Origin of the sequence: Ensifer sp. ENS09 (assembly GCF_014852425.1) — a bacterium.
Taxonomy (GTDB): Bacteria; Pseudomonadota; Alphaproteobacteria; order Rhizobiales; family Rhizobiaceae; genus Ensifer.
Genome location: NZ_JACVBP010000004.1, coordinates 606,874 through 629,818 on the forward strand (window position 1 = coordinate 606,874; position 22,945 = coordinate 629,818).

21 protein-coding genes are annotated in these 22,945 nt (G+C 63.6%); 11 read left to right on the forward strand and 10 right to left on the reverse strand.

The features are described 5' to 3' along the window. Window positions 1-28: 28 nt before the first annotated feature. Both IB267_RS23120 and IB267_RS23125 read right to left on the reverse strand, forming a co-directional pair. Window positions 29-1,618, reverse strand: coding sequence for an ABC transporter substrate-binding protein (locus tag IB267_RS23120; RefSeq protein ID WP_192449755.1), 1,590 nt, complete (start codon window positions 1,616-1,618; stop codon window positions 29-31). A gap of 165 nt (window positions 1,619-1,783) precedes the next feature. Beyond that, complete coding sequence (locus IB267_RS23125) at window positions 1,784-2,470, reverse strand: GntR family transcriptional regulator (protein ID WP_043613592.1); 687 nt, start codon at window positions 2,468-2,470, stop codon at window positions 1,784-1,786. A gap of 239 nt (window positions 2,471-2,709) precedes the next feature. Here IB267_RS23125 and IB267_RS23130 point away from each other — a divergent pair, with 239 nt between their 5' ends. From IB267_RS23130 to IB267_RS23145, 4 genes are all read left to right on the forward strand, one after another. Beyond that, window positions 2,710-3,741, forward strand: coding sequence for an amino acid ABC transporter substrate-binding protein (locus IB267_RS23130; RefSeq protein WP_192449757.1), 1,032 nt, complete (start codon window positions 2,710-2,712; stop codon window positions 3,739-3,741). A 175-nt stretch (window positions 3,742-3,916) separates the two neighbouring features. Continuing rightward, window positions 3,917-5,065: an amino acid ABC transporter permease gene (locus IB267_RS23135; RefSeq protein WP_192449758.1), complete on the forward strand. Its 1,149-nt coding sequence runs from the start codon at window positions 3,917-3,919 to the stop codon at window positions 5,063-5,065. A gap of 3 nt (window positions 5,066-5,068) precedes the next feature. Next, entirely contained in the window at window positions 5,069-6,175 is a 1,107-nt protein-coding gene (locus IB267_RS23140) for an amino acid ABC transporter permease (RefSeq protein ID WP_192449759.1), read from the forward strand. Continuing rightward, window positions 6,168-7,607, forward strand: coding sequence for an amidohydrolase family protein (locus IB267_RS23145; protein WP_192449760.1), 1,440 nt, complete (start codon window positions 6,168-6,170; stop codon window positions 7,605-7,607). Before IB267_RS23140 ends, IB267_RS23145 begins: the two co-directional genes overlap by 8 nt. Window positions 7,608-7,623: 16 nt before the next feature. On the opposite strand, the gene IB267_RS23150 is transcribed toward IB267_RS23145, so the two are convergent. Beyond that, on the reverse strand, window positions 7,624-8,211 hold the full coding sequence (locus IB267_RS23150) for a YqaA family protein (protein WP_192449761.1): 588 nt from the start codon (window positions 8,209-8,211) through the stop codon (window positions 7,624-7,626). Window positions 8,212-8,340: 129 nt separating this feature from the next. Next, the gene (locus IB267_RS23155; RefSeq protein ID WP_192449762.1) at window positions 8,341-9,249 is read right to left on the reverse strand and encodes an AraC family transcriptional regulator; all 909 of its coding nucleotides are present in this window, start codon (window positions 9,247-9,249) and stop codon (window positions 8,341-8,343) included. 97 nt (window positions 9,250-9,346) lie between these two features. On the opposite strand from IB267_RS23155, the gene IB267_RS23160 reads away from it, so the two are divergent. Beyond that, on the forward strand, window positions 9,347-10,090 hold the full coding sequence (locus tag IB267_RS23160) for an SDR family oxidoreductase (RefSeq protein WP_192449763.1): 744 nt from the start codon (window positions 9,347-9,349) through the stop codon (window positions 10,088-10,090). 29 nt (window positions 10,091-10,119) lie between these two features. Here the strand turns inward: IB267_RS23160 and IB267_RS23165 are convergent, their stop codons facing one another. From IB267_RS23165 to IB267_RS23175, 3 genes are all read right to left on the reverse strand, one after another. Next, a complete protein-coding gene (locus tag IB267_RS23165) occupies window positions 10,120-10,929 on the reverse strand; it encodes a phosphate/phosphite/phosphonate ABC transporter substrate-binding protein (protein ID WP_192449764.1) in 810 nt (269 codons plus the stop codon). 132 nt (window positions 10,930-11,061) lie between these two features. Beyond that, window positions 11,062-13,344 (reverse strand): methyl-accepting chemotaxis protein, encoded by a 2,283-nt coding sequence (locus tag IB267_RS23170; RefSeq protein WP_192449765.1) that lies wholly within the window; start codon window positions 13,342-13,344, stop codon window positions 11,062-11,064. Between the two features lie 160 nt (window positions 13,345-13,504). Further along, a complete protein-coding gene (locus IB267_RS23175) occupies window positions 13,505-14,152 on the reverse strand; it encodes a TetR/AcrR family transcriptional regulator (RefSeq protein ID WP_192449766.1) in 648 nt (215 codons plus the stop codon). A gap of 134 nt (window positions 14,153-14,286) precedes the next feature. Here IB267_RS23175 and ligD point away from each other — a divergent pair, with 134 nt between their 5' ends. The 6 genes from ligD to IB267_RS23205 all read left to right on the forward strand — a co-directional run bounded on the left by ligD (window position 14,287) and on the right by IB267_RS23205 (window position 20,553). Continuing rightward, entirely contained in the window at window positions 14,287-16,758 is a 2,472-nt protein-coding gene (gene ligD, locus IB267_RS23180; RefSeq protein WP_192449767.1) for a DNA ligase D, read from the forward strand. Between the two features lie 26 nt (window positions 16,759-16,784). Beyond that, a complete protein-coding gene (locus IB267_RS23185; protein WP_043613327.1) occupies window positions 16,785-17,669 on the forward strand; it encodes a Ku protein in 885 nt (294 codons plus the stop codon). Further along, entirely contained in the window at window positions 17,669-18,754 is a 1,086-nt protein-coding gene (locus IB267_RS23190) for a tetratricopeptide repeat protein (RefSeq protein ID WP_192449768.1), read from the forward strand. The genes IB267_RS23185 and IB267_RS23190 overlap by 1 nt, the downstream gene beginning before the upstream one ends. Before the next feature lies 1 nt (window position 18,755). Next, complete coding sequence (locus IB267_RS23195; RefSeq protein WP_192449769.1) at window positions 18,756-19,397, forward strand: alpha/beta family hydrolase; 642 nt, start codon at window positions 18,756-18,758, stop codon at window positions 19,395-19,397. A gap of 13 nt (window positions 19,398-19,410) precedes the next feature. Beyond that, window positions 19,411-20,184, forward strand: coding sequence for an exodeoxyribonuclease III (xth, locus tag IB267_RS23200; RefSeq protein WP_192449770.1), 774 nt, complete (start codon window positions 19,411-19,413; stop codon window positions 20,182-20,184). A 162-nt stretch (window positions 20,185-20,346) separates the two neighbouring features. Further along, complete coding sequence (locus IB267_RS23205) at window positions 20,347-20,553, forward strand: molybdopterin-binding protein (RefSeq protein ID WP_043613318.1); 207 nt, start codon at window positions 20,347-20,349, stop codon at window positions 20,551-20,553. Window positions 20,554-20,611: 58 nt separating this feature from the next. On the opposite strand, the gene IB267_RS23210 is transcribed toward IB267_RS23205, so the two are convergent. Genes IB267_RS23210 through IB267_RS23220 form a run of 3 tightly spaced genes read right to left on the reverse strand, consistent with a single transcriptional unit; the run spans window position 20,612 to window position 22,924 of the window. After that, window positions 20,612-21,121 carry an SAM-dependent methyltransferase gene (locus tag IB267_RS23210; protein ID WP_192449771.1) on the reverse strand — a complete coding sequence of 170 codons (510 nt, stop codon included), beginning with the start codon at window positions 21,119-21,121 and terminating at the stop codon, window positions 20,612-20,614. Then, window positions 21,096-21,920, reverse strand: a complete 825-nt coding sequence (locus tag IB267_RS23215) for an ABC transporter ATP-binding protein (protein WP_192449772.1) — start codon at window positions 21,918-21,920, stop codon at window positions 21,096-21,098. The genes IB267_RS23210 and IB267_RS23215 overlap by 26 nt, the downstream gene beginning before the upstream one ends. Next, a complete protein-coding gene (locus IB267_RS23220) occupies window positions 21,917-22,924 on the reverse strand; it encodes an iron ABC transporter permease (protein WP_246810792.1) in 1,008 nt (335 codons plus the stop codon). Before IB267_RS23220 ends, IB267_RS23215 begins: the two co-directional genes overlap by 4 nt. Window positions 22,925-22,945: the final 21 nt, after the last annotated feature.

Below are 22,945 nucleotides of genomic sequence, written 5' to 3' on the forward strand. Positions count from 1 at the left end.
CCGACCTCCCGTCATTTGCGTCGCCAGCTTAGGCGTTGAGCCAGCATTTCGTCAGTGCGTGCCCGCCCATCAGTTCGCCGTTCGGATCGTCGATCCAGCCGCCGACCTTGTCGTTGGTCGCGTCGATGTAGTTGTTGAACATCGGCACGATGACGCCGCCTTCGTCGCGCAGGATCACCGTCGCCTGACGGTAGAGCGCCTTGCGCTTGGCGTTGTCGAGTTCAGCGCGCGCCGCAAAGATCAGCTTGTCGAAGTCCTCGCGGAAGAAGCGGGTGTCGTTCCACTCGGCCTTGGAGAGATAGGCGATCGAATAGACCTGGTCCTGCGTCGGCCGTCCGGTCCAATAGGACATGCTGAAGGGCTGCTTGTTCCAGACGTCCGACCAGTAGCCGTCGCCCGGTTCGCGCTTCAGGTCGATGGTGATCCCGCACTTGGCGGCGCTCATCTGGAACAGCTGCGCCGCATCGACGGCGCCGGGGAAGGCGACATCGGAGGTTCGAAGCAGCACCGACCCGCTGTGGCCGGATTTCTTGTAATGGAACTTTGCCTTCTCCGGATCGAAGACGCGCTGCTCGATGTCGTTGTCGAACAGCGGATAGCCCTTGATCATCGGCGTGTCGTTGCCGACCGTGCCGTAGCCGGCGAGGACCTTCGACACCATTTCCTCGCGATCGACGGCATATTTCAGTGCCAGGCGCAGGTCGTTGTTGTCGAACGGCGACGTGTTGCAATGGGCGATGAAGACATAATGGCCCTTGCCGGGAACGTTGCGGATGACGACGCCCGGAAGGCGGCTGATCAGGGCGACGACCTTGGGCTCGATGCGGTTGATCATGTGGATCTGGCCGCTCTGGAGAGCCGCGGTGCGCGCGGTCGAATCGTTGATGACAGCGATTTCGATCTGATCGGCATGGCCGCGCTCGGCCGAGCCCCAATAGCCTTCGTGCCGCTCGGCGATGTGTTTGACGCCCGGTTCGTTGGAAACGACCTTGTAGGGACCGGTGCCGATGCCCGCCGTCGGGTCGTCCTTGCCGCCGTTCGGCTGGATCATCAGGTGGTAATCGCTGACGATGTAGGGCAGGTCGGCATTGGGCGCGCGCAACGTGATGACGACGCTGTCGCCATCGACCTTGATCGTCTCGAAGTCCTGAACGAAGGGCAGGGCCGCAGACTTGGAGTCCGCGTCGCCATGCCGCTCCAGCGTCGCCACCACGTCGGCCGGGGTCAGTTCCTTGCCGTTGTGGAAGGTCACGTCCTTGCGGATCTTGAAGCGCCAGGTCTTGGCGTCCGGCGTCGCCTCGTAGGCTTCCGCAAGCCGGTACTCGATCTCGCCGGTCGGCGAGACTTCGACAAGCTGTTCACCCCAGCAGCGCCCGAGCGTATAGGGAACCTGGCTTGCCCACGTTGCCGGGTCCAGGCTGTTTGTCGATTCCCCGCCGACGAGGCCCGCCTTGAGTGTTCCACCCTTGACTGGCCCTGCGGCGCGGGCCGCCTGGCCGAGCAGCAGGTTCGCCGAGGCGGCCGTTATCCCCAGTGCTGCGGCGCGTCCGAGAAACTCCCGCCGCGACAGCCGGCCCGCGGCAACCTGCTTGCTCATGAATTCCAGTTCAATTGGCATGCCTTACTCCCTCCCTTGCAAGACCCACCCGGCGTAACCGGTAACGTTGCAGATATTGGAGGCAGATGCCGCGCCTGGTGTGTTGCCGCGCGACAGATGGTGCCGCAGATCGGCGAAAGAAAGTCGTATCCGCGACCGCCTGCGCCGGAAACGGCGGGTGCAGCGTCAGCCCTTGCGGGCGTAGCGCTGCAGGATCGCGGAGATGTCCGGCTCGGTCTTGTCGGTGTCGAGTTCGGCGCGAAGCTCGACCGCGTCGAGGTGTTCAAGCATGATCCGCTCCGCCGTGGCGGTGTCGCGCGATTGCAGGGCACGGATGATCTGGACATGCTCGTCGACGGCGCATTCGGGTGAATGCAGCCGCGCGAAGCGGGCGAGGATCAGCGAACAGCGCGAGACGATCTCGCGGACGAACCGCGTCAGCGCCTGCGAACCTGTGAGTTCGGCAAGCAGGATGTGGAATTCGCCGGCCAATCGGATCGAAAGCGGTCCATGGTCGGAAAGTGCAGTCTCCTCCTGCTTCACATGCTGCTGCAGCCGCTTGACGCCGGCAGCGTCGAGATCGGCGACGAGCCGCCGGATCACCTCGGCTTCGAGCATGCGCCTTAGCGCGAAGATGTCACGGGCTTCCTCCAATGTCGGCTCGGCCACGCAGGCGCCCTTGTTGGCGCGCAAATCGACGATGCCTTCCGCGTTGAGCCGGACCAGGGCCGCCCGGACGCTGGTGCGGCTGACCTTGAAATGGTCGGCGATCGTGTCTTCGGAAAGCTTCGTTCCGGGCCTCAGAGCCTGTTCCAGGATCGCCTGGCGCAAGAGCTTGTAGACCACTTCGCTGCGGCTAGATTTCTCAGACAAGGTTGCCTCCCCCAACGGGCCGATCGGAGACCGGCCGAACATGTCCCTCGTCTTCGATAACGCCCGTCGAAATGGTCGTCAATATTGTATACAATAATGTTGATGTTTGTATTCTCTTGTCGTATGCAATTGCAGGCGCCGACAAACAATGCGGCGCCGGCCGGTTCGGGAGGAGGCGTGCGGAGAGGGCCGTGCGACCTGAAAAGGCCTGAAAGGGAACAGCCAATGGGAGGGAATTCATGAACAGCAGGATTCTGCAGCTCTGTGCGACAGTTGCCGGCATCGCCGTCGGCCTGGTGGCCGCGACCACTGCCAACGCTGCGACGACGCTCGAAACCGTAAAGGCGCGCGGCAAGCTGATCTGCGGCGTCTCGATGAGCACGCCGGGCTTTGCGACGGCCGATGCCAAGGGGCACATGGAGGGCTTCGACGTCGACGTCTGCCGCGCCGTGGCGGCAGCCGTATTCGGCGACCCGGAAAAGGTCGACTTCGTCCTCACCAACATCAATACGCGCTTCCAGGCGCTTCAGTCCGGCGAGATCGACATGCTGTCGCGCCAGACGACCATGACCTTCTCGCGCGAAACCTCGCTCGGGCTCGATTTCGGTCCGACCGTCTTCTACGACGGCCAGGGTCTGATGGTGCCGAAGTCGCTCGGCGTCAGCAGTGCCAAGGAACTCACCGACGCGGCGATCTGCACGCTGCCGGGCACCACGACCGCCCAGAACCTCAGCGACTTCTTCCGCTCGATCGGCGGCAAGTTCGAACTGGTCGTCTTCGAAAGCCCGGACGAAAACCGCAACGCCTTCTTCTCCGGCCGTTGCGAGGCGATCTCGTCCGACCGTTCGGACCTTGCCTCGATCCGCGCCGTTGCCAACAACCCGGATGATTACGTCGTCCTGCCGGAAACCATCTCCAAGGAACCGCTGGCGCCTGCCGTTCGCCAGAACGATTCCAACTGGCGTGACATTGTCTCCTGGTCTGCCTGGATGCTGATGGCGGCCGAAGAGCGTGGGATCACCCAAGCCAATGTCGACGAGATGACCAAGAGCGAGGATCCGGAGATCCAGCGCATGCTCGGAGTCAGCGAAGAACTCGGCAAGATGCTGAACCTCGACAACAAGTGGGGCTACAACATCATCAAGGGCGTCGGGAACTACGGCGAAGTCTTCGAGCGTAACCTCGGCACCAAGACCGCACTCGGCCTGACGCGTGGTCCGAACACGCGCTGGAGCGAAGGCGGACTGCTCTACGCACCGCCGTTCCGTTGAGAATTGACGGGCCCGCGCGTCTCGCGCGGGTCCACGTCTCCACATGGTGCTCCCTAAGCGGCCTATGGAGAGTTCGCGCGGCATGCCGCCCGTACTATAAACGATGGAAATCGATCAGGTTATGATCTTGGGTCGTGCCGGCCCGAGATCATTGTGCTCCAAGGGACGGGTGCCGATGCCCCTGTTTTATGATGCGCGCATTCGCGCCTATCTTTATCAAGTGATCGCCGTCGGCGTCGTGCTGCTCGTCGCCTGGGTGATGTTCAGCACCGCAAGCGCCAATCTTGCCAAGCAGGATATTGCGACCGGTTTCGGCTTCCTGGCCCGCCAGGCCGGATTCGTCATTACCGAATCCGCCATCACCTATGAGCCGACCGATACGATCGGCCGCGCGATCCTCGTCGGCATCGCAAACACCGTCAAGGTTTCGCTGCTCGCCGCCCTGTTTGGCACCGTTCTTGGGCTATTGGTCGGCATCGGGCGGCTGTCGCACAATCCGGTACTGTCGCGGCTGATGCTTGCCTATGTGGAAGCGCTGCGCAACGTGCCGCTGCTGCTTTACCTGCTGCTCTGGTACTCGCTGATCATTTCCGTCTTTCCGCCGGTCAAGCAGGCGATCGAGATGCTGCCCGGCGTGTTTCTGTCGAACAGCGGTCTGGTCACGCCGGCTCTGCACTGGCAGAGCGGTTTCGCCGCGCTGGCCGCCGCCTTGGTCGTCGGCGTTGCCGCCGCCTTCGTCACCGTGCGCGTTCTCGGCCGCCGCCGCATCGTCACCGGCATGGAGCGGCCGATTGCTCTGTTCGCAGCGATCGCGTTTCTGTTGCCGCCCGTAGCAACCCTGCTCTTTGCAAACATCTCGGTCGCTTGGGATGTGCCGGAACTCGGCCGCTTCCGACTGAGCGGCGGCTACCACCTGCGCCCCGAATTCGTGGCGCTTCTGCTCGGCCTGACGCTCAGCGTGTCGGCCAATGTCGCGGAAATTGTTCGCGCCGGCATCCAGGCGGTGAGCAAAGGGCAGTGGGAAGCGGCGACGGCTCTTGGCCTGTCGCGGGCACGCACGCTGAAGCTCGTGATCCTGCCGCAGGCGCTGCGTATCATCATTCCGCCGCTCACCAACACCTATCTGACCGTGTTCAAGAACAGCTCGCTTGCGATCGCCATCGGTTATCCGGATCTGGTGATGGTCTCGAACACGATTATGAACCAGACGGGCCAGGCGATTGAAGCCATTGCCATTTTTATGGGCGTCTATCTCGGTCTGTCGATCCTGATCTCGCTGGTGATGAACTGGTACAATGCGCGGGTCGCGCTGAGGGAGCGCTGAGCCATGACACAGGTCGACACCCTCGTGAGCAGCGCGGCACTTGCGCCGAGCCGCGAAGCGCCACCGGCATCGCGCAGCCGCTGGCTCAGCGCCTATTTCGGCACGCCCGGCAATGCGCTGATCACCATCCTTTGCCTCGGCACGGTCTTTGCGCTCGCCAAGCTCGCAATCGGCTGGCTCTTCGTCGACGCCACCTTTGTCGGCACGCCGGCGGAATGCAAGGCGACGAGCGGCGCCTGCTGGCCGTTCCTGTCGGCGAAGATGCGCTACATCTTTTTCGGCTTTTATCCCTTTGAAGAGCAATGGCGCCCGCTGACGGCGATGCTTCTGTTTCTCGGCGCCTGCCTCGTCTCGATGGTGCCGAAGGTCTGGGGGCGGGGGCTGCTGGTCGCCTGGGTGGCCGTCGTCCTGCCGGTGCTCTATGTGCTGATGGCGGGTGGCTATTTCGGCCTGACGGTCGTGCCCACGACGCAATGGGGCGGGCTGCCGCTCTCCTTCATGCTCTCCTTCATCGGGCTTTCCTGCGCGCTCCCACTTGGCATTGCGCTGGCGCTCGCCCGTGCGTCGAACCTTCCGGCAATCCGCGTTCTCGGCGTCGGTTTCATCGAGATCGTGCGCGGGGTGCCGCTGATCAGCATCCTGTTCATGGCGACCGTCATGCTGCCCCTGTTCATGCCCAATGGCATCACCATCGACAAGCTCGTTCGGGCGCAGGTGGCGATCATCCTCTTTGCCGCGGCCTATATCGCCGAGATCGTGCGCGGCGGCCTGCAGGCGGTTCCCAAGGGGCAGGTCGAGGCCGGCCATTCGCTCGGTCTGCATTACTGGCAGATCATGCGCAAGATCGTGCTGCCGCAGGCGCTGAAGAAGGTCATACCGCCCTTGGTCAGTCTGTTCATCGGCTTCTTCCAGGATACGACGCTGGTGACGATCGTCGGCCTGCTCGACTTCCTCGATACCGTCCGCACCGCCATGCGCGACCCGCAATGGCAGGGTATCGCAGTGCTGGAGGGTTATGTCTTCGCCGCTGTCGTATACTTCGTTTTCAGCGCCCTTATGGGGGCTTACAGCCGTTTCCTCGAGCAATATTTCAGGACCACGCATGACTAAAGAGATCCACGTCATCCGCAAAGCGCATACGCTCGTCGCCTTCGACCGCGAGCTTAATGGCCATGTCTATCTCAACGACGCCGACGTCGCCTATGACGACGCGGGCTTCGTGCATGTCGGCGGCCATTATGACGGTCCTTATGCCAGCGAGAGTTCCGGCCGCGACCGGATGATCATGCCGGGCTTCGTCAACGTGCATTGCCATTCCGGCGAGGAGCCGATCTCCAAGGGCATCTTCGAGGACATGGGGACGGCAGCGCTTTGGGGCAACGCGCTCTACGAATACTCCAACCTTCTGGAAATCGACGACGACGCGATCGAGGCGTCGCTGACGGTCATGGTCGGCGACCTGATGCGCAGTGGTGTCACCACGCTGCTCGATATTGCCGGCCCGCATGCGAGCTGGCTGCCGACGCTTGCCAAAAGCGGCGCACGCGCCTTCGTCGCGCCGGGTTTCCGCGAAGCACAATGGCACGTCGAAGACAGCCATCGTCTCGACTTCGGCTGGGACAAGGCGCGGGGGCGCGAAGCCTTTGCGCGAGCGCTTGAGGTCGTCGATACGGCGAATGCACACCCCTCGGGGCGCCTTGGCGGCGTCGTCGCACCGTCGCAGATCGAAACCTGCTCGCCGGAACTGCTGCAGGATGCGGTGGCGGCGGCGCGTGAGCGCGGCATGCCGATCACCATCCACGCCGCCCAGACCATGACCGAGCACGAGGAGCTTTTGCGCCGGCATGGGCTGACGGCCGTGCAGTATCTCGAGAAGCTGGGTCTGCTCGGCAGGGACCTGATCCTCGGCCATTGCATCTTCGTCGACAGCCATTCCTGGACGCGGCAGCGCACGGAGATCGATTTGCGCCTGCTTGCCGATCGCCAGACGACGGTCGCCCATTGCCCGGTCACCTTCTCGCGCAGCGGCATGGCGCTGGAATCGGTCGGCCGCTATCGCCGCGCCGGCGTCAACGTCGCGCTCGGAACCGACAGCTACCCGTTCAACATGCTTGAAGAAATGCGCCAGGCGATGATCTGCGCGCGGCTCTCGGGCAAGTCCGTCTTCGACGTTTCGACCGGCGACATCCTCGAGGCGGCAACGACTGCCGGTGCCCGGGCGCTCGGCCGCGACGACATCGGCCGGATCGCCGTCGGCGCGAAGGCGGATTTCCTGGTGGTCGATCTCAGGCACCACGCCATGCAGCCGGTCTACGACCCCTTGCGCAATCTCCTGCATTGCGCGGCCGAGCGGGCGATCGAGCGTGTCCATGTGGACGGCGCTTGCGTCGTCAGTGATGGCCGCCCGACCTTGATCGATTATGACGGCGCGCTCGCAAAGCTCCAGGAAGCGCAGGACTACGCTTGCCGCAAGGCGGCTGAGAACGACACGAAGGGTCGCGCAATGGGGACACTTGCGCCGCTCTCACTGCCGCGCAGGTAATTCCGGCCGCGGTCCGTCAGGACAGAAAGCGGTGTGCGGCGAAGAGGCAGATCAGGACTGTCGCCGCCGCGCCCGCCAGCGCGCCAAGACGCCTTTCGAGGAAATCCCGGATCTCTTCGCCGAAACGGCGCAGCAGCCAGGCGAGCAGGAAGAATCGCGCGCCGCGGGCAATGATCGCCGAGACGATGAACAGGCCGAGATTGATGTTGGCGGCGCCTGAAAGGATGGTCACGACCTTGATCGGCGGCAGATGCGCCAGGCCCGAGGTGACGAGCAGCAACGCCAGCATCTCGCTGTCGACCGAGGCCTTCAGGTGCTCGAACGTGTCGAGCTTGCCATAGAACTCGAGCAGCGGTTTGGCGAGCGTGTCGAAGGCGTAATGGCCGAGATACCAGCCGGCGATGCCGCCGAGAACCGAGCAGACAGTTGCCACGAGAGCATAACGCCAGGCCCGCTCCGGGCGCGCCAGCGCCATCGGGATCAGGAGAAGATCGGCCGGAACCGGGAAGATCGAGCTTTCGACGAAGGCAATGATGCCAAGCCAGACAATGGCGGTCTCCCGTGTTGCGAGCGACATTGTCCAATCGTACAGGCGTCGGAGCATGAGGTGCGGTTCTCTGTTGGCCCAGGGGCCGTTTACAGGCCCCAAGGCTCGTCTATAGGCCCGAGAGCAGGGTGTAAATGTGACTGACTTCTGTATTTGAGATAATTCTCACGAAAAGCCGTGCCGGCGTTATTGGGCGGCCACGGCCAAGCGCGCGTAGCGCCCTGGCGGTTGCCCGACATGGCGGCTGAAGGCGGTGCTGAAGGTACTTGCCGAGCTGTAGCCGACCCGTTCAGCGACAGCTGCAAGGTCCAGTTCGCGTTGCCGCAGCAGGTCCTTGGCGATCGCCATGCGCCAGACGAGCAGATACTCCATCGGTGGCAGCCCGACGGCGCGGGTGAAGCGCTCGAAGAAGACGGATCGGGACAGTGCGGCCTCGTGCGCCAGTTCCGCCACGGTCCAGGCACGGGCCGGATCATCATGGAGCTGGCGAATGGCCGCCGCCAGCCGCGCATCTCCCAGCCCGCGAAAGAGGCCGGGTGCAGCGCTCTCCCCTTCGATGGATCGCAGCGCCTCGACGAGCATCACTTCCACAAGCCGCGCCAGAACCAGATCGCGGCCGGGACGTTCGTCGCGTGCTTCTTCGCCCACAAGGCGCACGAGTGTCGAAAGCCGGTCCATCCCGCGCAGATGCATCAATGCCGGCAGCAGCGAAACCAGCAGTCCGGCGTCGGGCGAGTCAAGAACGAAATAGCCGCCGAGCAGGCGCACGTCCGGTTCGCCGTCCTGCCTGCCATGACGAACTTCGCCGACCAGTGAAGGCACCGCCTTGGGATCGATGAAAGTCGGCTGCACCGCGTCAAAGCCCGACATGGTGAAGCCGGGCGTGCGCGGCAACAAGACGAAATCGCCTGCCTGCAGCGTCACCGGCGCCTCGCCGTCGACTGCCAGCCGGCACGATCCCTCGATGACGGTACAAAAACTCGGATGACCGAATTCCGAGTAGCGAACCGCCCAGCGGCCGGCGCCGCTGATGCCCTTGGTGAACACGGTACGTGGGTGGAGAAGCTGAATGAGTTGCGAGAGGGGATCTGTCATGTCAGGACGATAGCAAACGTAATCCGGACTTCAAGTCGTAGATCATCCGAAATCCCCGCGGTATTCCGGTTTCATCCCAACCACGAAGGAAAACGTTATGAAGACCGTACTGATCACTGGCTGCTCTTCCGGCTACGGACTGGAGACTGCGCGCCGTTTCCATGCCGAAGGCTGGAACGTCATTGCGACGATGCGCTCTCCCCGACACGACATCCTGCGGCCGGCGCAGCGGCTTCGCCTGCTGACACTCGATGTCAGCGACCCCGACAGCATCTCAGCCGCCATTGCGGAAAGCGGCCCGATCGATGCGCTTGTCAACAATGCCGGCGTCGGCGTGGTGGGTGCCTTCGAGGCGACGCCGATGTCTCATATCCGCAAGATCTTCGACACCAACACCTTCGGCACAATGGCGATGACCCAGGCGGTGATCCCGCAGTTCCGCGCCCGCCGGTCCGGCGTCGTCGTCAACGTCACCTCGAGCGTAACGCTTGCTTCCATGCCGCTGGCCGCCGCCTATACCGCAAGCAAGACCGCGATCACCGGCTTTACCGGTTCGCTTGCCCATGAGCTTGCGGCCTTCGATATCCGCGTCAAGCTGGTCGAACCGGGGTATGCGCCGACCACGCGCTTCGCCCACAACACCGCGGTACGCGTCGAGGACCTGATCCCCGAGGCCTATGCCGATTTCGCAGCGCCAATCTTCGCCCAATTTGCAAAACCGCCCCTGGTGACGACCGAGGCCGATGTCGCGGAGGCTGTCTTGCAGGCGGCAAACGATGTGTCCGCCCAACAGCATTTCCCGGCCGGCGCCGACGCGGTGGCGCTGGCACAGGTACGCTGACGAAACTGGCTCCGACAGCTTGCGCGTGTTCAAGCAATCTCGGGGTAACCAAGGCGGTGTGCGAACCGCGCCAGCTCGGCCACGGGCTCGTAATCCGCATCGGACAGAACCGCGAAGTCTTTTAGGGAAAGCACATCGCGGGCCTCGGCCAAAGTGGGCTCCTTGATCCCTCGTCCCAGTGAGCGGCGCAGCAGCAAAAGCTCGTCGGCCGAGGCATCGCCGCGGGTGATGAGAGGTAGGCCCGGCGTTCTTGCGGTGGTGGTCAAGACCCGTAGCCCGGCCACGCGTTCCGGATCAAACCGTTGCGTGTTGCCATAGGTCACGCAGTCGATGGCGGCTACGTCCGCAGTGCCCGATGCAACCGCATCTATGCTTGCCAGATGGCTGCCGGTTTCGGCGATAAAGGAGAAGAACTGGCCATTGCGGCTGAGGGGCGCGATCGCCGCGCGCAACAGGTTTGTTCCGGAATTGCTGGCGGGATCGTTGATGGCAGCCCGTGTCCCCCGCAGATCTTCGAGGGAACGGGCCGGGCCGTCTGCTCGCACGATGATGAAGCTGCACATGTCGGCGCCGTCGCAGCCCGGATGCCCGTAGACCGGTGTGGCGACAAGGCGAACCTTGCCGCGTAGGTGCCGGACGTAGGGATAACCGCAGGTCTGCGCGAGCAGCAGCGTCGGATGAAGCCAGGCGTCGGTATGAGAGAGGGCAGCGTCCAAGCGGTCGGGCACATGCGTCAGGCCCTCGCGCCGCAGGTCGTCGCGCAGGAACGCCCAGAGCGTTGCCGTTGCCGCCGCGAGCGGCGGAGGGCTGACATACATCGCAAGACTGGCTATCCGCATGATTTCCCCGCGCTCGATGAGCACTCTCGTTATGGGCGTAAAATGCGTTCGGGGAAGCGTCAAGACCATGGCCGCCGCGCCAAAGCGGGTGGCATGTACGCATATGGATGGCGGCCACCTGAGTGGCGGAGGTCAGGCCGTGCGCCGAAGGTGGACCGGCTCCAGGGCGTGCGTCTCCGATCGACCTCCGTCGGATGCCGTGTGGAAGCGCTCGACGAGATCGAACAGGCCCGACGCCTGGCTTGTAAGCCTGTGGGTCATGGCCGTGCTGTCCTCGACCATCGCATTGTTCTTTTGGGTCACAGCGTCCAGCGACAACATGGTCTGGTTGATGTGCTGCAGGTCGATCGCCTGGTCGCGCGCGTCGCCGGCGATCTGCAGCGTCTGCTCGTTGATCGCGTGGATCTGACCGGAGATCTCGTCGAGCGCGTCGCCAGCGGCCCGAACCAGAGAAACGCCCTTCGCCACTTCCTCGGCCGACGTCGTGATGATCGCCTTGATCTCCCGGGCGGCCTGCGCCGATTTCTGCGCCAGTTCGCGAACCTCATGGGCAACGACCGCAAATCCCTTGCCCGCTTCGCCGGCGCGCGCCGCCTCGACCCCCGCGTTCAGCGCCAGGAGGTTGGTCTGGAAGGCGATGTCGTTGATCGTGCCGATGATCTGCGAAATGGCGACAGATCCCTTTTCGATCTGGGCCATGGCCCCAACGGCATTCATCACCACCTCACCCGAACGGTCGGAACTCGCCTTGGCGGCGGCCGCGATCGCGGTCGCCGATGTGGCATGCTCGGCGGTGCGACCGATGGTGGCGGTGATTGCGCCGAGCGCCGCGGTTGCCTCTTCCAGCGTCGCCGCCTGATGTTCGGTGCGCTTGGCGAGTTGGCCGATGGCGTCGCGCATCTCACCGGTTTCGCCGTCGATCTCGGCACTTCTCGCCTTCACGTCGCCAAGCGTGATCGCGAGGCTCTCCAGCGACAGGTTGAAATCCGAGCGCAGGCGATCGAAACCGGCGCCGAAGGGGCGGTCGATGCGGGCTGTCAGATCGCCATGGGACAAGCGTTCGAGCCCCGAAGCCAGAATTTCGACGGCATCGTTGATCTGGCGGGACACCTCCGCCTGCGCCGTCTCGCGGCCGTGCCGTTCCGCTTCGATCATGGTTCGCGTTTCCGCGGCCTCGGTTTCGAGGCGGGCGCGGTCACGGAGGGCATCGCGAAAAACGAGGACGGAGCGGGCCATGTCGCCGATCTCGTCCCTGCGGGTGCCTCCGACACCATCGATCGTCGTGTCGCCATCGGCGAGCCGGCTCATGTCGTGGACGAGACCGGTGATCGGGCGCGTCAGTCGGCGCGAATACCAGACCGAGATCGCCAGCGCGGCCGCAAGGACGGCGAGTGCCGTCACGAGCGTCCAATTGCGCAAGGCGGTAACAGCAGCAAAGGCCTCCCGCGAGGTCATGACCGCGGCCATGGTCCAGCGCGTGCCGAATGCATCAAGGCTGGTCGCCGCCATCTGCGCCTCCTCGCCACGGAAATCCGTAAGCCTGCTGCTGATGATGACACCGTCTTCCTCTGGCTGGTCGGTCGCGATCCGGGCCTTCAGCATATCGTTTTCGGCTGTGGCGGCGCTGTCGGCAAGGAAAAACCCGCTGGTGTCGAGCAGGATCGTCTCGCCGGTTTCGCCAAGGCCGGTGCGGTTGCCGACGATTTCGCCAATGCGCCCGTCCGGCATTTCAAGGATCAGCGTGCCGATCTTGCCGTCGATCGATTCCAGGGGGATGGCGATGAACGCGGCGGGGCTGCCGCCAAGCGGCGCATAGGCCCCGTAGGATGCAAAGGCGAGCTTGCTCTTGTCGGTTCCCTCGGCCGTCTCCCGGAAAACGCGGCCAAGGCCGGTGTCCTTCCAGGCAGCGTTCTTGAGGTTGACGCCAAAATCGCCCTTCTTGTTGAGGGCGTAGACGACGTCGCCGCTGAGATTGGCGAGCAGCACGTCGCGATAGCCGTGGGCTTCCGCGAAGCGCCGGAAGAACGGGTGATAGCGCGCGTGCAGCGTATCGTAGTCGTCGATGCCTGCGGAACCGTAGAGCGCGCGCTTGTCTTCGGCGTTGGGGTTTTCCGCCAGATAGCGGCGCTGCAGTTCGTTTTCGGTCTTGTCGCCGAACTTGGCAGCCGCACCATTCAGATCGCTGAGCGCCTTGGCGACGGACTTCTGCGCCTGCAGATTGCGCAGGTCGTTTTCCACGGTTGTAAGGTAATGGCGAAGCTCGTTGCGGCGGGCATCGGCAAGCGCCTCCAGCTTCTCGATCGCCGCGCGTGACGAGAGATTGCCGCTGACCGTCAGGCTGGCAAGGCTGGTTGCGGCAATGGAAAAGGCGGCCAGAGCCGCCGCAGCGAGAGGAAGCTTCGCGGACAAACGCATAACAATCACCGGACGTGCAAGGGAGAGGCCATGCCGAAGGCTGGTCGCGACGCCTCATGCGTCCGGCGGAAGGGCTTCCGCGCGGAGAGTTATACGGCCCCACGTTACAGCTTGATGACAGCTGGATGACATCGGCAAAGTTTGCCGTGGAGCGAAGGGCTTATCTCGGCAAGGCGCCCGTCAGGAAGATGTCGGCGCAGCTTTCGGCCCGTGCCGTGATCGTCGCCTCGTCGATCGTGCCAAGGCACCCCATCATGACGGCGCGTTGCGGCTCCATCGCCATCATGCCGCGCAGCATGCCCGCGGCCAGACGCGGGTCTGCGACCGCGAGCCGGCCCTGGGCCACTTGTGTCCTCAGCCATCGCTCCAAGGTGGCACTCGTTCGCTGGATCGCCTGTTCCCAGAAGGTGGCGGCAACTTCCGGAAAGCGCTCCGCCTCGGCGAGCACCAGGCGGATGATCGCGATCGTGTCGCGCGAGAGCACGAGATGTCCGTAGGCGGCAAGCAGGTGCACCAGGCCACCCCTCACGCCCAGATCGTCCAGGTTCTCTTCGGCCGCCTCCAGCACGAACTCGGCGATCCTAAGGGAAATGACGCGCTCGAACAGATCGGCCTTGGTCGGAAACAGCCGATAGAGCGTCTTGGTGGAAACGCCGGCGTTCTGGGCGATGATATTGATGTTCGCCGCCTCGTAGCCGAGGTCGCAGAACTGCCGTTCGGCGGCGAGGACGATCACCTGGCGCGTCTCGTCGTCCGGCCGGACCTGGGGACGGCCGCGCGAGCGTGGCGTCTTTTGCTTTTCGATCATGGCGGCTTTCCAAATTCTTCGAATTTTTTAGTCGGACCGAGTTGCGAAAGCAATTGTTTTCCGAAATTTCTGGGCTGTGCGTCCCTGCCGTGACGGATATTGCGACCTTTGCGAACACGTTCTAGCTTTGCCGCATGGCGACGTCGAAACTCACGACCTATCGTGCGAAGCGGGACTTTTCCCGGACGCCTGAGCCTGCCGGAAGAACCGGTGGGCAGGGCAATCGTTTCGTTGTGCACAAGCACCATGCCACCGCCGATCACTATGATCTGAGATTGCAGGTGGGCGACGTGCTCAAAAGCTGGGCGGTCCCCAGAGGCCCCTCGCTCAACCCCGCCGACAAGCGGCTGGCCGTCGAGACCGAAGATCATCCGCTCGACTACATCGACTTCGAGGGCGTGATCCCGGAAGGCGAGTATGGCGGCGGGCCGATGATCGTTTGGGACACCGGCGTCTGGGCGCCGATGGACGATATCGAGAAAAGCCTGAGAACGGGCGCATTCAAGTTTCGTCTCGCCGGCGAGAAGCTCAATGGCGGCTGGATGCTGACGCGGCTGAAGCCGAAAACGGACGACGACGACAAGCGCAACTGGCTGCTGTTCAAGGAGCATGATCCCGCCGCCGATCCCGATGTCGACATTCTGACGGCGCGTCCGGAGAGCGTGAAAAGCGGGCGGCGGATCGAAGAGTTGGTCGAGCCGCCGAAGAAACCGACGAAAGCGGCAAAGCCGGCCGTCCTCAAGCCCGGTTCGCTAACGGGCGCCGTTAAAGGTCCGAAGCCGCAGCGGATCGAGCCGCAACTGGCCAGCCCGACCCCGAAGCCACCCGGAGGGCCACCGGAAAAACAAACCTGGTTGCACGAGATCAAGTTCGACGGTTATCGCACGATGGCGGATATCTCGGATGGCTCAGTGCGGCTGATCACACGTAGCGGGCTCGACTGGACGAAGCGCTACGGTGATCTTCCAGACGCATTCGGCAAGTTGCCCTGTCGGGAGGCGATGATCGATGGCGAGATCGTCGCTCTCGACGACAAGGGCATCAGCCGCTTCTCGCTGTTGCAGGAGGCTCTATCGTCCGGGACGGATGGCAAGCTCGTCTTCTATGCCTTCGACATCCTCCATCTCGACGGCTGGAACCTTGCCGAAGCTCCGCTGGAAAAGCGCAAAGCTCTGCTGGCGCAACTACTCCAAGGGCAGATATCGAGCCGCTCAGCCATTCAGTTCAGCGACCATGTGAAGGGCGATGGGCGCGGGCTCTACGATCAGGCGGCCGAGCTTGGGCTGGAAGGGATAGTCTCAAAGCGCGCTTCCTCGCCCTATCGTAGCGGACGCACTCAGACCTGGACCAAGACGAAAGCGCTCAAAAGCGAAGACTTCGTGATTGCGGGTTACACAGTTTCGGAGGCGGCCGAAGGCCTTGCGGCACTGGCGCTTGGGGAATGGGAGAACGGAGAACTGCACTACCGCGGCAAGGTCGGGACCGGCTTCGATGCGGGGACAGCCAAGCAGTTGCTCGCGCGGTTGGAAGCCTTGCGCGGTGGCGAAACCGCGCTCGATGGCGCGCCCAAGGAAATCCTCTGGGTGCGGCCGGTGTTATCGGCCCGCATCCACTACTCCAACCGCACGACCGACAATGTGCTGCGCCACGCGGTTTTCAAGGGGCTTCGCGATGTCGAGCTTTCGGCTCCGGCGACGGCGCCGCGCAAACGGCTGATCACCGACGCCGACCTCGCGACGATCCAGGTGACCAATGCCGACCGCCGGGTCTTCGGAAGATCTGGACCGACCAAGCTCGACATTGCCGTTTACTATGCGCTGGTCGGCGATTTCATGCTGCCGCATATCCTCGGCCGCCCGGTGTCGCTTTTCCGCTGCCCGACGGGAAAGCAGGCCGATTGCTTCTTCCAGCGCCATCCCTTCACCGGCATGCCGCCTTCGATCGTCAGCTTCAACGCGGCCAATTCCGAGGGCGAGAGCAAGTCCTTCCTCTCGATCGAGGGTACGAAGGGTTATCTGGCGCTCGCCCAGTTCGGCGTGATCGAGCTTCACAGTTGGGGTTCGCGGCGCGCGCGGCTGGAGAAGCCCGATCGCGTCGTCTTCGATCTCGATCCCGGCGAAGGGGTCTTGTGGCGCGACGTGGTCGAAGCGGCCGTCCACATACGCGACGAGCTCGAAGCGCTCGGCCTCGTTCCCTTCGTCAAGACGTCAGGCGGCAGCGGCATCCATGTCGTGGTGCCGGTCAAACCGAAGCTGGACTGGAAGAAGACACACCAGGCAACGAGCGCGATTGCCACCCGGTTGGCGGCGACCGCGCCTCAGACTTTCACCACGACCATGGGCAAGGAGAACCGTGTCAGGCGGATCTTCATCGACTTCCACCGCAACGCGCGCAGCCATACGGCGGCCGCTCCCTATTCGCTGCGCGCACGCACCAATCTGCCGGCTTCGGCGCCGCTTCAGTGGGCGGATCTGGAGACTATCGACGCTCCGGAGGATTTGAACTATTCTTCGCTGCCTGGACTTCTGGATACTTTCGGCGATCCCTGGGCGGATATCGACGACTTTGCCAAGGAACTGCCGCTTCTGTCCGAAACGAGGACGTAATGCGTTTGGCCGCGTAGGAGACATCAATGGCGCCCAGGGCAAGTTGGAAAGGTTACCTCAAACTCAGTCTCGTCAGTTGCCCCGTCAGGCTCTATCCGGCGACCAGTTCGAGCGAGCGCATCAGCTTCAACCAGTTGCACAAGGACACCCATAACCGGATCAACATGAAGCCGGTCGACCCGGAACTCGGGCTCGTCGAGCGTTCGGATCTGGTCAAGGGCTACGAATACGAAGACAAGAAGTACATCATCATCGAGGACAGCGATCTCGACAGCGTCAGGATCGAGTCCAATCATACCATGAACATCGAGGCCTTCGTCGACGAAGGCTCTGTCGATGTGATCTATCAGGACGCGCCATACTATCTCGCCCCAGACGGCGCGATGGCTGAGGAGACCTTCGTCGTGCTGCGCGAAGCGTTGAAAAAGAGCGGCAAGGTGGCGATCGCGCGCCTCGTGCTTTCGAGCCGCGAACGGGTGGTGACCATCGGTGCGCGCGAAACCGGGATGTTCGTGTGTACACTGAGAAACCCGAGCGAAGTGCGCGGAACCGCTGAATATTTCGGCAATGTACCCGTTGGTCACCCGGACCCGGAAATGCTGCAACTCGCCGAAGCCTTGATCCAGCAGAAGATGACGGTCTTCGATCCGAAGAACTATGAGGACCGCTACGAGATCGCGCTGATGAAGATGATCCGCGAGAAGCTCAAAGGTCACAAGCCGATCATTGCGGCAGCCCCTGAGCGTGGCAACGTCATCAACCTCATGGATGCGCTGAAGGCGAGCCTGTCGCAGTCGAAGCCGCCTGCAAAGAGCAAGCCCAAGGCCGAGCCGGCAGCGAAGCAAACCTCCAAGGCGGCAGCGCCAGCCAAGCGCACGGCGGCAAAACCGGCCGCGAAGAAGAAAGCCTAATGGCTGTAGCAGGCCAGACATTCGGTATCGTCGGGGCGCTCTCGGCCTTCCCGCGCCGGCTGGTGGCGCGCGAGGTCGAGCGCCAGCACGGACACCTGCGTCGCGGCGTCACGCGGCAGACGACCTATCTGGTGTTCGGCCGTAGTCTGCTTGCCAAATCGAGCGAGGCGGAGATCGAAGCCCGCTTCGATGGCGAACGCGAAAGCGGGCGATGGCTTGTCAGCGAAAACGGCTTTCTTCGCCTTCTGGGGTTGATGTCCGTGCCGGTGGCATCCGCGCTCAGTCGCCAATCGCTGATCGATCAGGCGAGGCTCTCGCCGCGGGTCTTCGACCTGCTCTCCCTGTTCGACGCTTTCGAGCATGACCGCGAGCCTTATTCGTTCCGCGACCTCATCCTTGCCCGGAAATATGCCGAGCTGATTGCCAGCGGGGCGAGTTGGAGCGCGATCGCCCGGTCCGTCCATCGCTCCGGACCGGTCGCCTCGCTGACGGCGCTTTCGCTACACCATGGCGGCACCGATGCGATCTACGCCCGCAGCGCCGAGGGCTTGAGCGAGCTGAATGGGCAATTGCTCTTCGATCTCGATACACCGGACGATGGCGCCCTCGAAGATCTCTTCGATCTGGCCGAGGAGGCGGAAGCCAATGGCGACTACCTGGATGCTGCGGCTTTCTATCAGCGCTATCTTGCCATGGACCGGACGGATTCGGTCGCGGCCTTCAACCGCGCCAATTGCCTGAAGGCAGCGGGACGGGAGCTTGATGCGGCCCATGATTACGCCCGTGCCATCAAGCTCGATCCATCCTTCGTCGAGGCCTGGTTCAACCTCGCGGGGCTGATGAACGAACGGGGCCGGATCGACGCCGCGCGCCGGCATCTCAGGAAGGCGATCGAGATCGACGACGACTATGCCGACGCCGTCTTCAATCTGGCGAAACTCGAATTCGATGCCGGCGATCTCGCGGAGGCGAGACGCTGGTGGAGCCGCTATCTCGAACTCGATAGCGATAGCGAATGGGCGCGAACGGCGGAGCGCGGCGTGCAATATGTCGACCTGCAGGACCGCCCGAGAACAGCAGGCTGATATGGGCGACAAATTTCTCTTCGACGGACCCGACGATGCCGCGGTCACCATCCTCCTTGCCCATGGCGCCGGCGCCCCGATGGATTCGGCGTCGATGACCGCGACCGCAGGGGCGCTTGCTACGGCAGGCTTTCGCGTCGCGCGCTTCGAGTTCGGCTATATGGCGGCAAGGCGCACGGTGGAGGGGCGCAAACCGCCGCCCCGCGCCGACACGCTTAATCCGGAATACCTCGCCGCCATCGACGATCTGGACGTCAAAGGCCCACTTATCATCGGCGGCAAGTCGATGGGGGGACGCGTCGCGAGCATGGTCGCCGATCCGTTGCATGCGGCCGGCAGGATCACCGGGCTGCTCTGCCTCGGCTATCCCTTTCATCCGCCGGCCAAGCCCGAGCAGCTGCGCACCAAGCACCTGGCCGACCTCAAGACGCCGACGCTGATCTGCCAGGGAACGCGCGACGAATTCGGCACGCGCGAGGAAGTGCAAAACTACGTGCTTTCCAATGCGATCGAAGTCCTGTGGCTCGAGGACGGAGACCATGACCTCAAACCGCGCAAGAGCATTTCCGGCTTTTCGACTGCCGATCATTTAAGGACCTTGGCCGATGCGGTGGCAGCCTGGGCTGCCCGGCTGACACGCTGATCCGATCGCCGGGATGAAGATCGCCAGCTTCAACATCAACGGCATCAACAGGCGGCTCGATAACCTGATCGCCTGGCTGGGCGAGGCGGAGCCGGACATCGTTTGCCTGCAGGAGTTGAAGGCGACCGATCGGCAGTTCCCACGCTCGGCGATCGAGGCGGCCGGTTATGGCGCGGTCTGGCAGGGACAATCCGCATGGAACGGTGTGGCGATCCTCTCCCGCGGCAGCGAGCCGGTGCTGACCCGTGTCGGGCTCGACCATGACCCGTCGGATGCCGAGGCGCGTTATATCGAGGCTGCCGTCAGCGGCCTCCTGGTCGCCTGTCTCTACGCGCCCAACGGCAACCCGCGGCCAGGCCCGAAGTTCGTCTACAAGCTTGGCTGGCACGAGCGTTTTGCCAAGCATGCGGCCGAGCTCTACGCGCTCGATCTGCCTGTCGTGCTTGCCGGCGACTACAACATCGTTCCGGAGCCGCGCGACATCTACCCGACGACCTCCTATGACGACAACGCGTTGGTCCAGCCGGAAAGCCGCGCCGCATTCCGCGACCTTCTCGATCAGGGCTGGCTCGACGCCTTGCGCAAAAAACACCCGAAAGAAAAGCTTTTCACCTTCTGGGACTATCGCCGGAACCGTTGGCAGCGCGACGCGGGGCTTCGGCTCGATCATATGCTCCTCAGCCGGAAGCTTTCCCGCAAGCTGACCGGCGCCGGCATCGACCGCGAGGTTCGTGGCATGGAGGGCGCGAGCGATCATGCGCCGGTGTGGATCACCCTCCGCGATTGACATGACAATGCCGTGGGGAGACTGCACGTCCCTGCGCGACGATGATACCGTTTCGCCTCGCAGGCTGCTATTCGCAGCGCCGATCCGGGATAAACCCCGTCCGGCCTGGCGGATGAACGCGGCAACGCGACATTCAGCCTAGCCAACACGGAGGAGAACCGCATGAAAATCAGCGCACGCAACCGCCTCAAGGGCAAAATCGTCGAAGTCGTCAAGGGCGCGACCACCGCCCATGTCCGGATCGATGTCGGCGGCTCGATCGTGACGGCTGCGATCACCAACGAGTCGGTCGACGAACTCGGCCTGAAGGTTGGCGGCGAAGCCTACGCGGTCATCAAGGCTTCGGACGTCATGGTCGGTATCGACTGATAGGCTTGCGGCAAGGGCGCGCGAGCCGACCGTAGCGCCTCGCCAAACCGCGGCCGGATTACGACTTCTGGCAATGATGCACGTTGCCGTCGCCGGTCTCAAAGTCGCCGCGTTGCGGCGGCGCAATCGGCTTGAACAGCGTCCGGTCGGGCTTGAGATCGATGAGCGGCGTGCCGTCGAGGCAGTCGAGACCGCGAACGAGAAGGCTCGAGCCTTCCACTGCCTCGAGCTTGACGATCGAGTTCGGCCGAACCGGCGAGCGTAGCGAGAATGTTCCGTGCACTTCGCCGTTGCTGGCGGGGCTCTGCAGCACCAGGTCGCGCCGCGAGCGATCGAGCCAGTAAAGTACTTCCAGTCGCTCGAACGCTTCCACGCCTTTCAAAGCGAGAACCCAGGGTTCGAAGATTTCCATGCGGCAGACCGGGCCGTCATGCCGCCCCTGGCGTGGGGTTTCCATGCGCGACGTCCAAGGCGTGGAAATGCGGCCGATAAAGACGAGACCGGCGTCGGTTGGTGCGGGCGGCGCCACGGCCACCTCGTTCTCACGGATTTCGTTCTGGCGAACCATGGTCTGTTCCTTTCCTTGCAGAGGGGGCGGTGAGGCGCGGCGCACAGAGGCGGGCCTCGCTGCCGTCGATCGAGCCGATCACCACATCGATGTCGTAGAGTTGTTTGAGGGCGGTGGGCGTCAACACGTCCTTGGGCAAGCCGAGCGCGATAAGCTTTGCTGCATGGAGAAGGGCGACCCGGTCCGCAACGAGGAAGGCGTGATCCGGATTGTGCGTCGAAAGCACAACAGAAAGCCCCTGTTCCGCCAGCGCCCGGACATGCGAAAGCACCCGCATCTGGTTACCGTAGTCGAGATTGGCGGTCGGCTCGTCCATGACGAGGATGGCGGGTTCCTGCGTCAGCGCGCGAGCGATCAACGCCATCTGGCGCTCGCCACCGCTGATCTCAGTATAGGCGCGCAGGGCAAGGTGGGACATGCCAAGGCCGACAAGCGCTTCCATGGCTATCCGGCGATCGCGGGCGCCAGGCGAGGAGAACGGCACGAGGTGAGGGGCTCGTCCCATCAAGACAACCTCCAGCACCGTAAAGGGGAAAAGTGCGGCATGCGCTTGCGGCACATAGGCGATCTGCTTGGCGCGCTCGCGCCGTGGCCAGGCGGAAAGCGGTCGCCCGTCCAGGAGAATGTCTCCAGCCCTGACTGGCAGAAGGCCGAGGACGGTCTTGAACAGCGTCGTCTTGCCGGCGCCGTTGGGGCCGAGCAGGGCCAGAACCTCGCCGGATGCAAGCGACAGGGAGACATTCTCACCCACCGAGCGTCCGCCATAGCCGAAGGCGAGATTCGTGATCTCCAGCGTCATTGCCAGGCCCTCCGGCCGGAGGCGAGCAGCCAAAGGAAGAAGGGCGCGCCAACGGCCGCCGTCAGAATGCCGAGCGGCACTTCGACGAGCGCTATGCTGCGCGCCAGCATGTCGACAACAAGCAGATAGGCAGCCCCGGCGATCATCGACGCCGGCAGCAGGCGGCGGAAGTCCGGGCCGACCAGCATGCGCGCGATGTGCGGGATGACAAGGCCGATCCAGCCGATGACGCCGCTGACGGAGACGGCCGCCGCGGTGATGAGCGTAGCTGCCGCGATCAGCAATGCGCGGGTCGTACGCGTGTCGACGCCCAGGGTCTGTGCTTCCTCGTCGCCGAGCGTCATCAGGTTCATGCGCCAGCGAAAAAGCATCAGCGGCACCAGCCCGATCAAAAGCGCCGGCAGGATCGAGATGACCTCGAAACGGGTGATCGCCGTCAGGCTGCCGAGCAGCCAATAGGTGATCGCCGGCAGCTGGTCATAGGGATCGGCAAGGATCTTGATCAGCGATATGCCTGCACCCACAAGGGCGCCGATGGCAATCCCCGCCAGGACCAGTGTCAGGGCCGGATCGCGTCCGCGGATCGCCAAGCCGACAGCATAGACCGCGGCGACCGCAAGCAGCCCACCGGCAAAGCTGATCGTCTGGATTGCGAGGACCGGCAGCGACAGAAAGATGCCGATCACAGCGCCGAGACTGGCGCCGCCGGAAACGCCGAGGATATCCGGCGAAACGAGCGGATTGCGGAAAAGCCCCTGATAGGTGGCGCCGGCTGCGGCAAGTGCCGCGCCGATCAGCATCGCGCCTGCAACGCGCGGCAGCCGCACATTCCAGAGCACGGTCGAAAGAACGGGATCGCTCGGCTGTCCCGACAGGGCCGCGCGCAGTGCCCCGGCGATTTCCGCAGGGCCGGCATATTTGCCGACAGACATCGACACCAGGGCCAACAGCAGGAGGGGGCCGACGAGGAGCCAGAGATTGCCCTTGCGCCCGTCGACCGTCATTTCCGATGTTTCCTGTCTCCG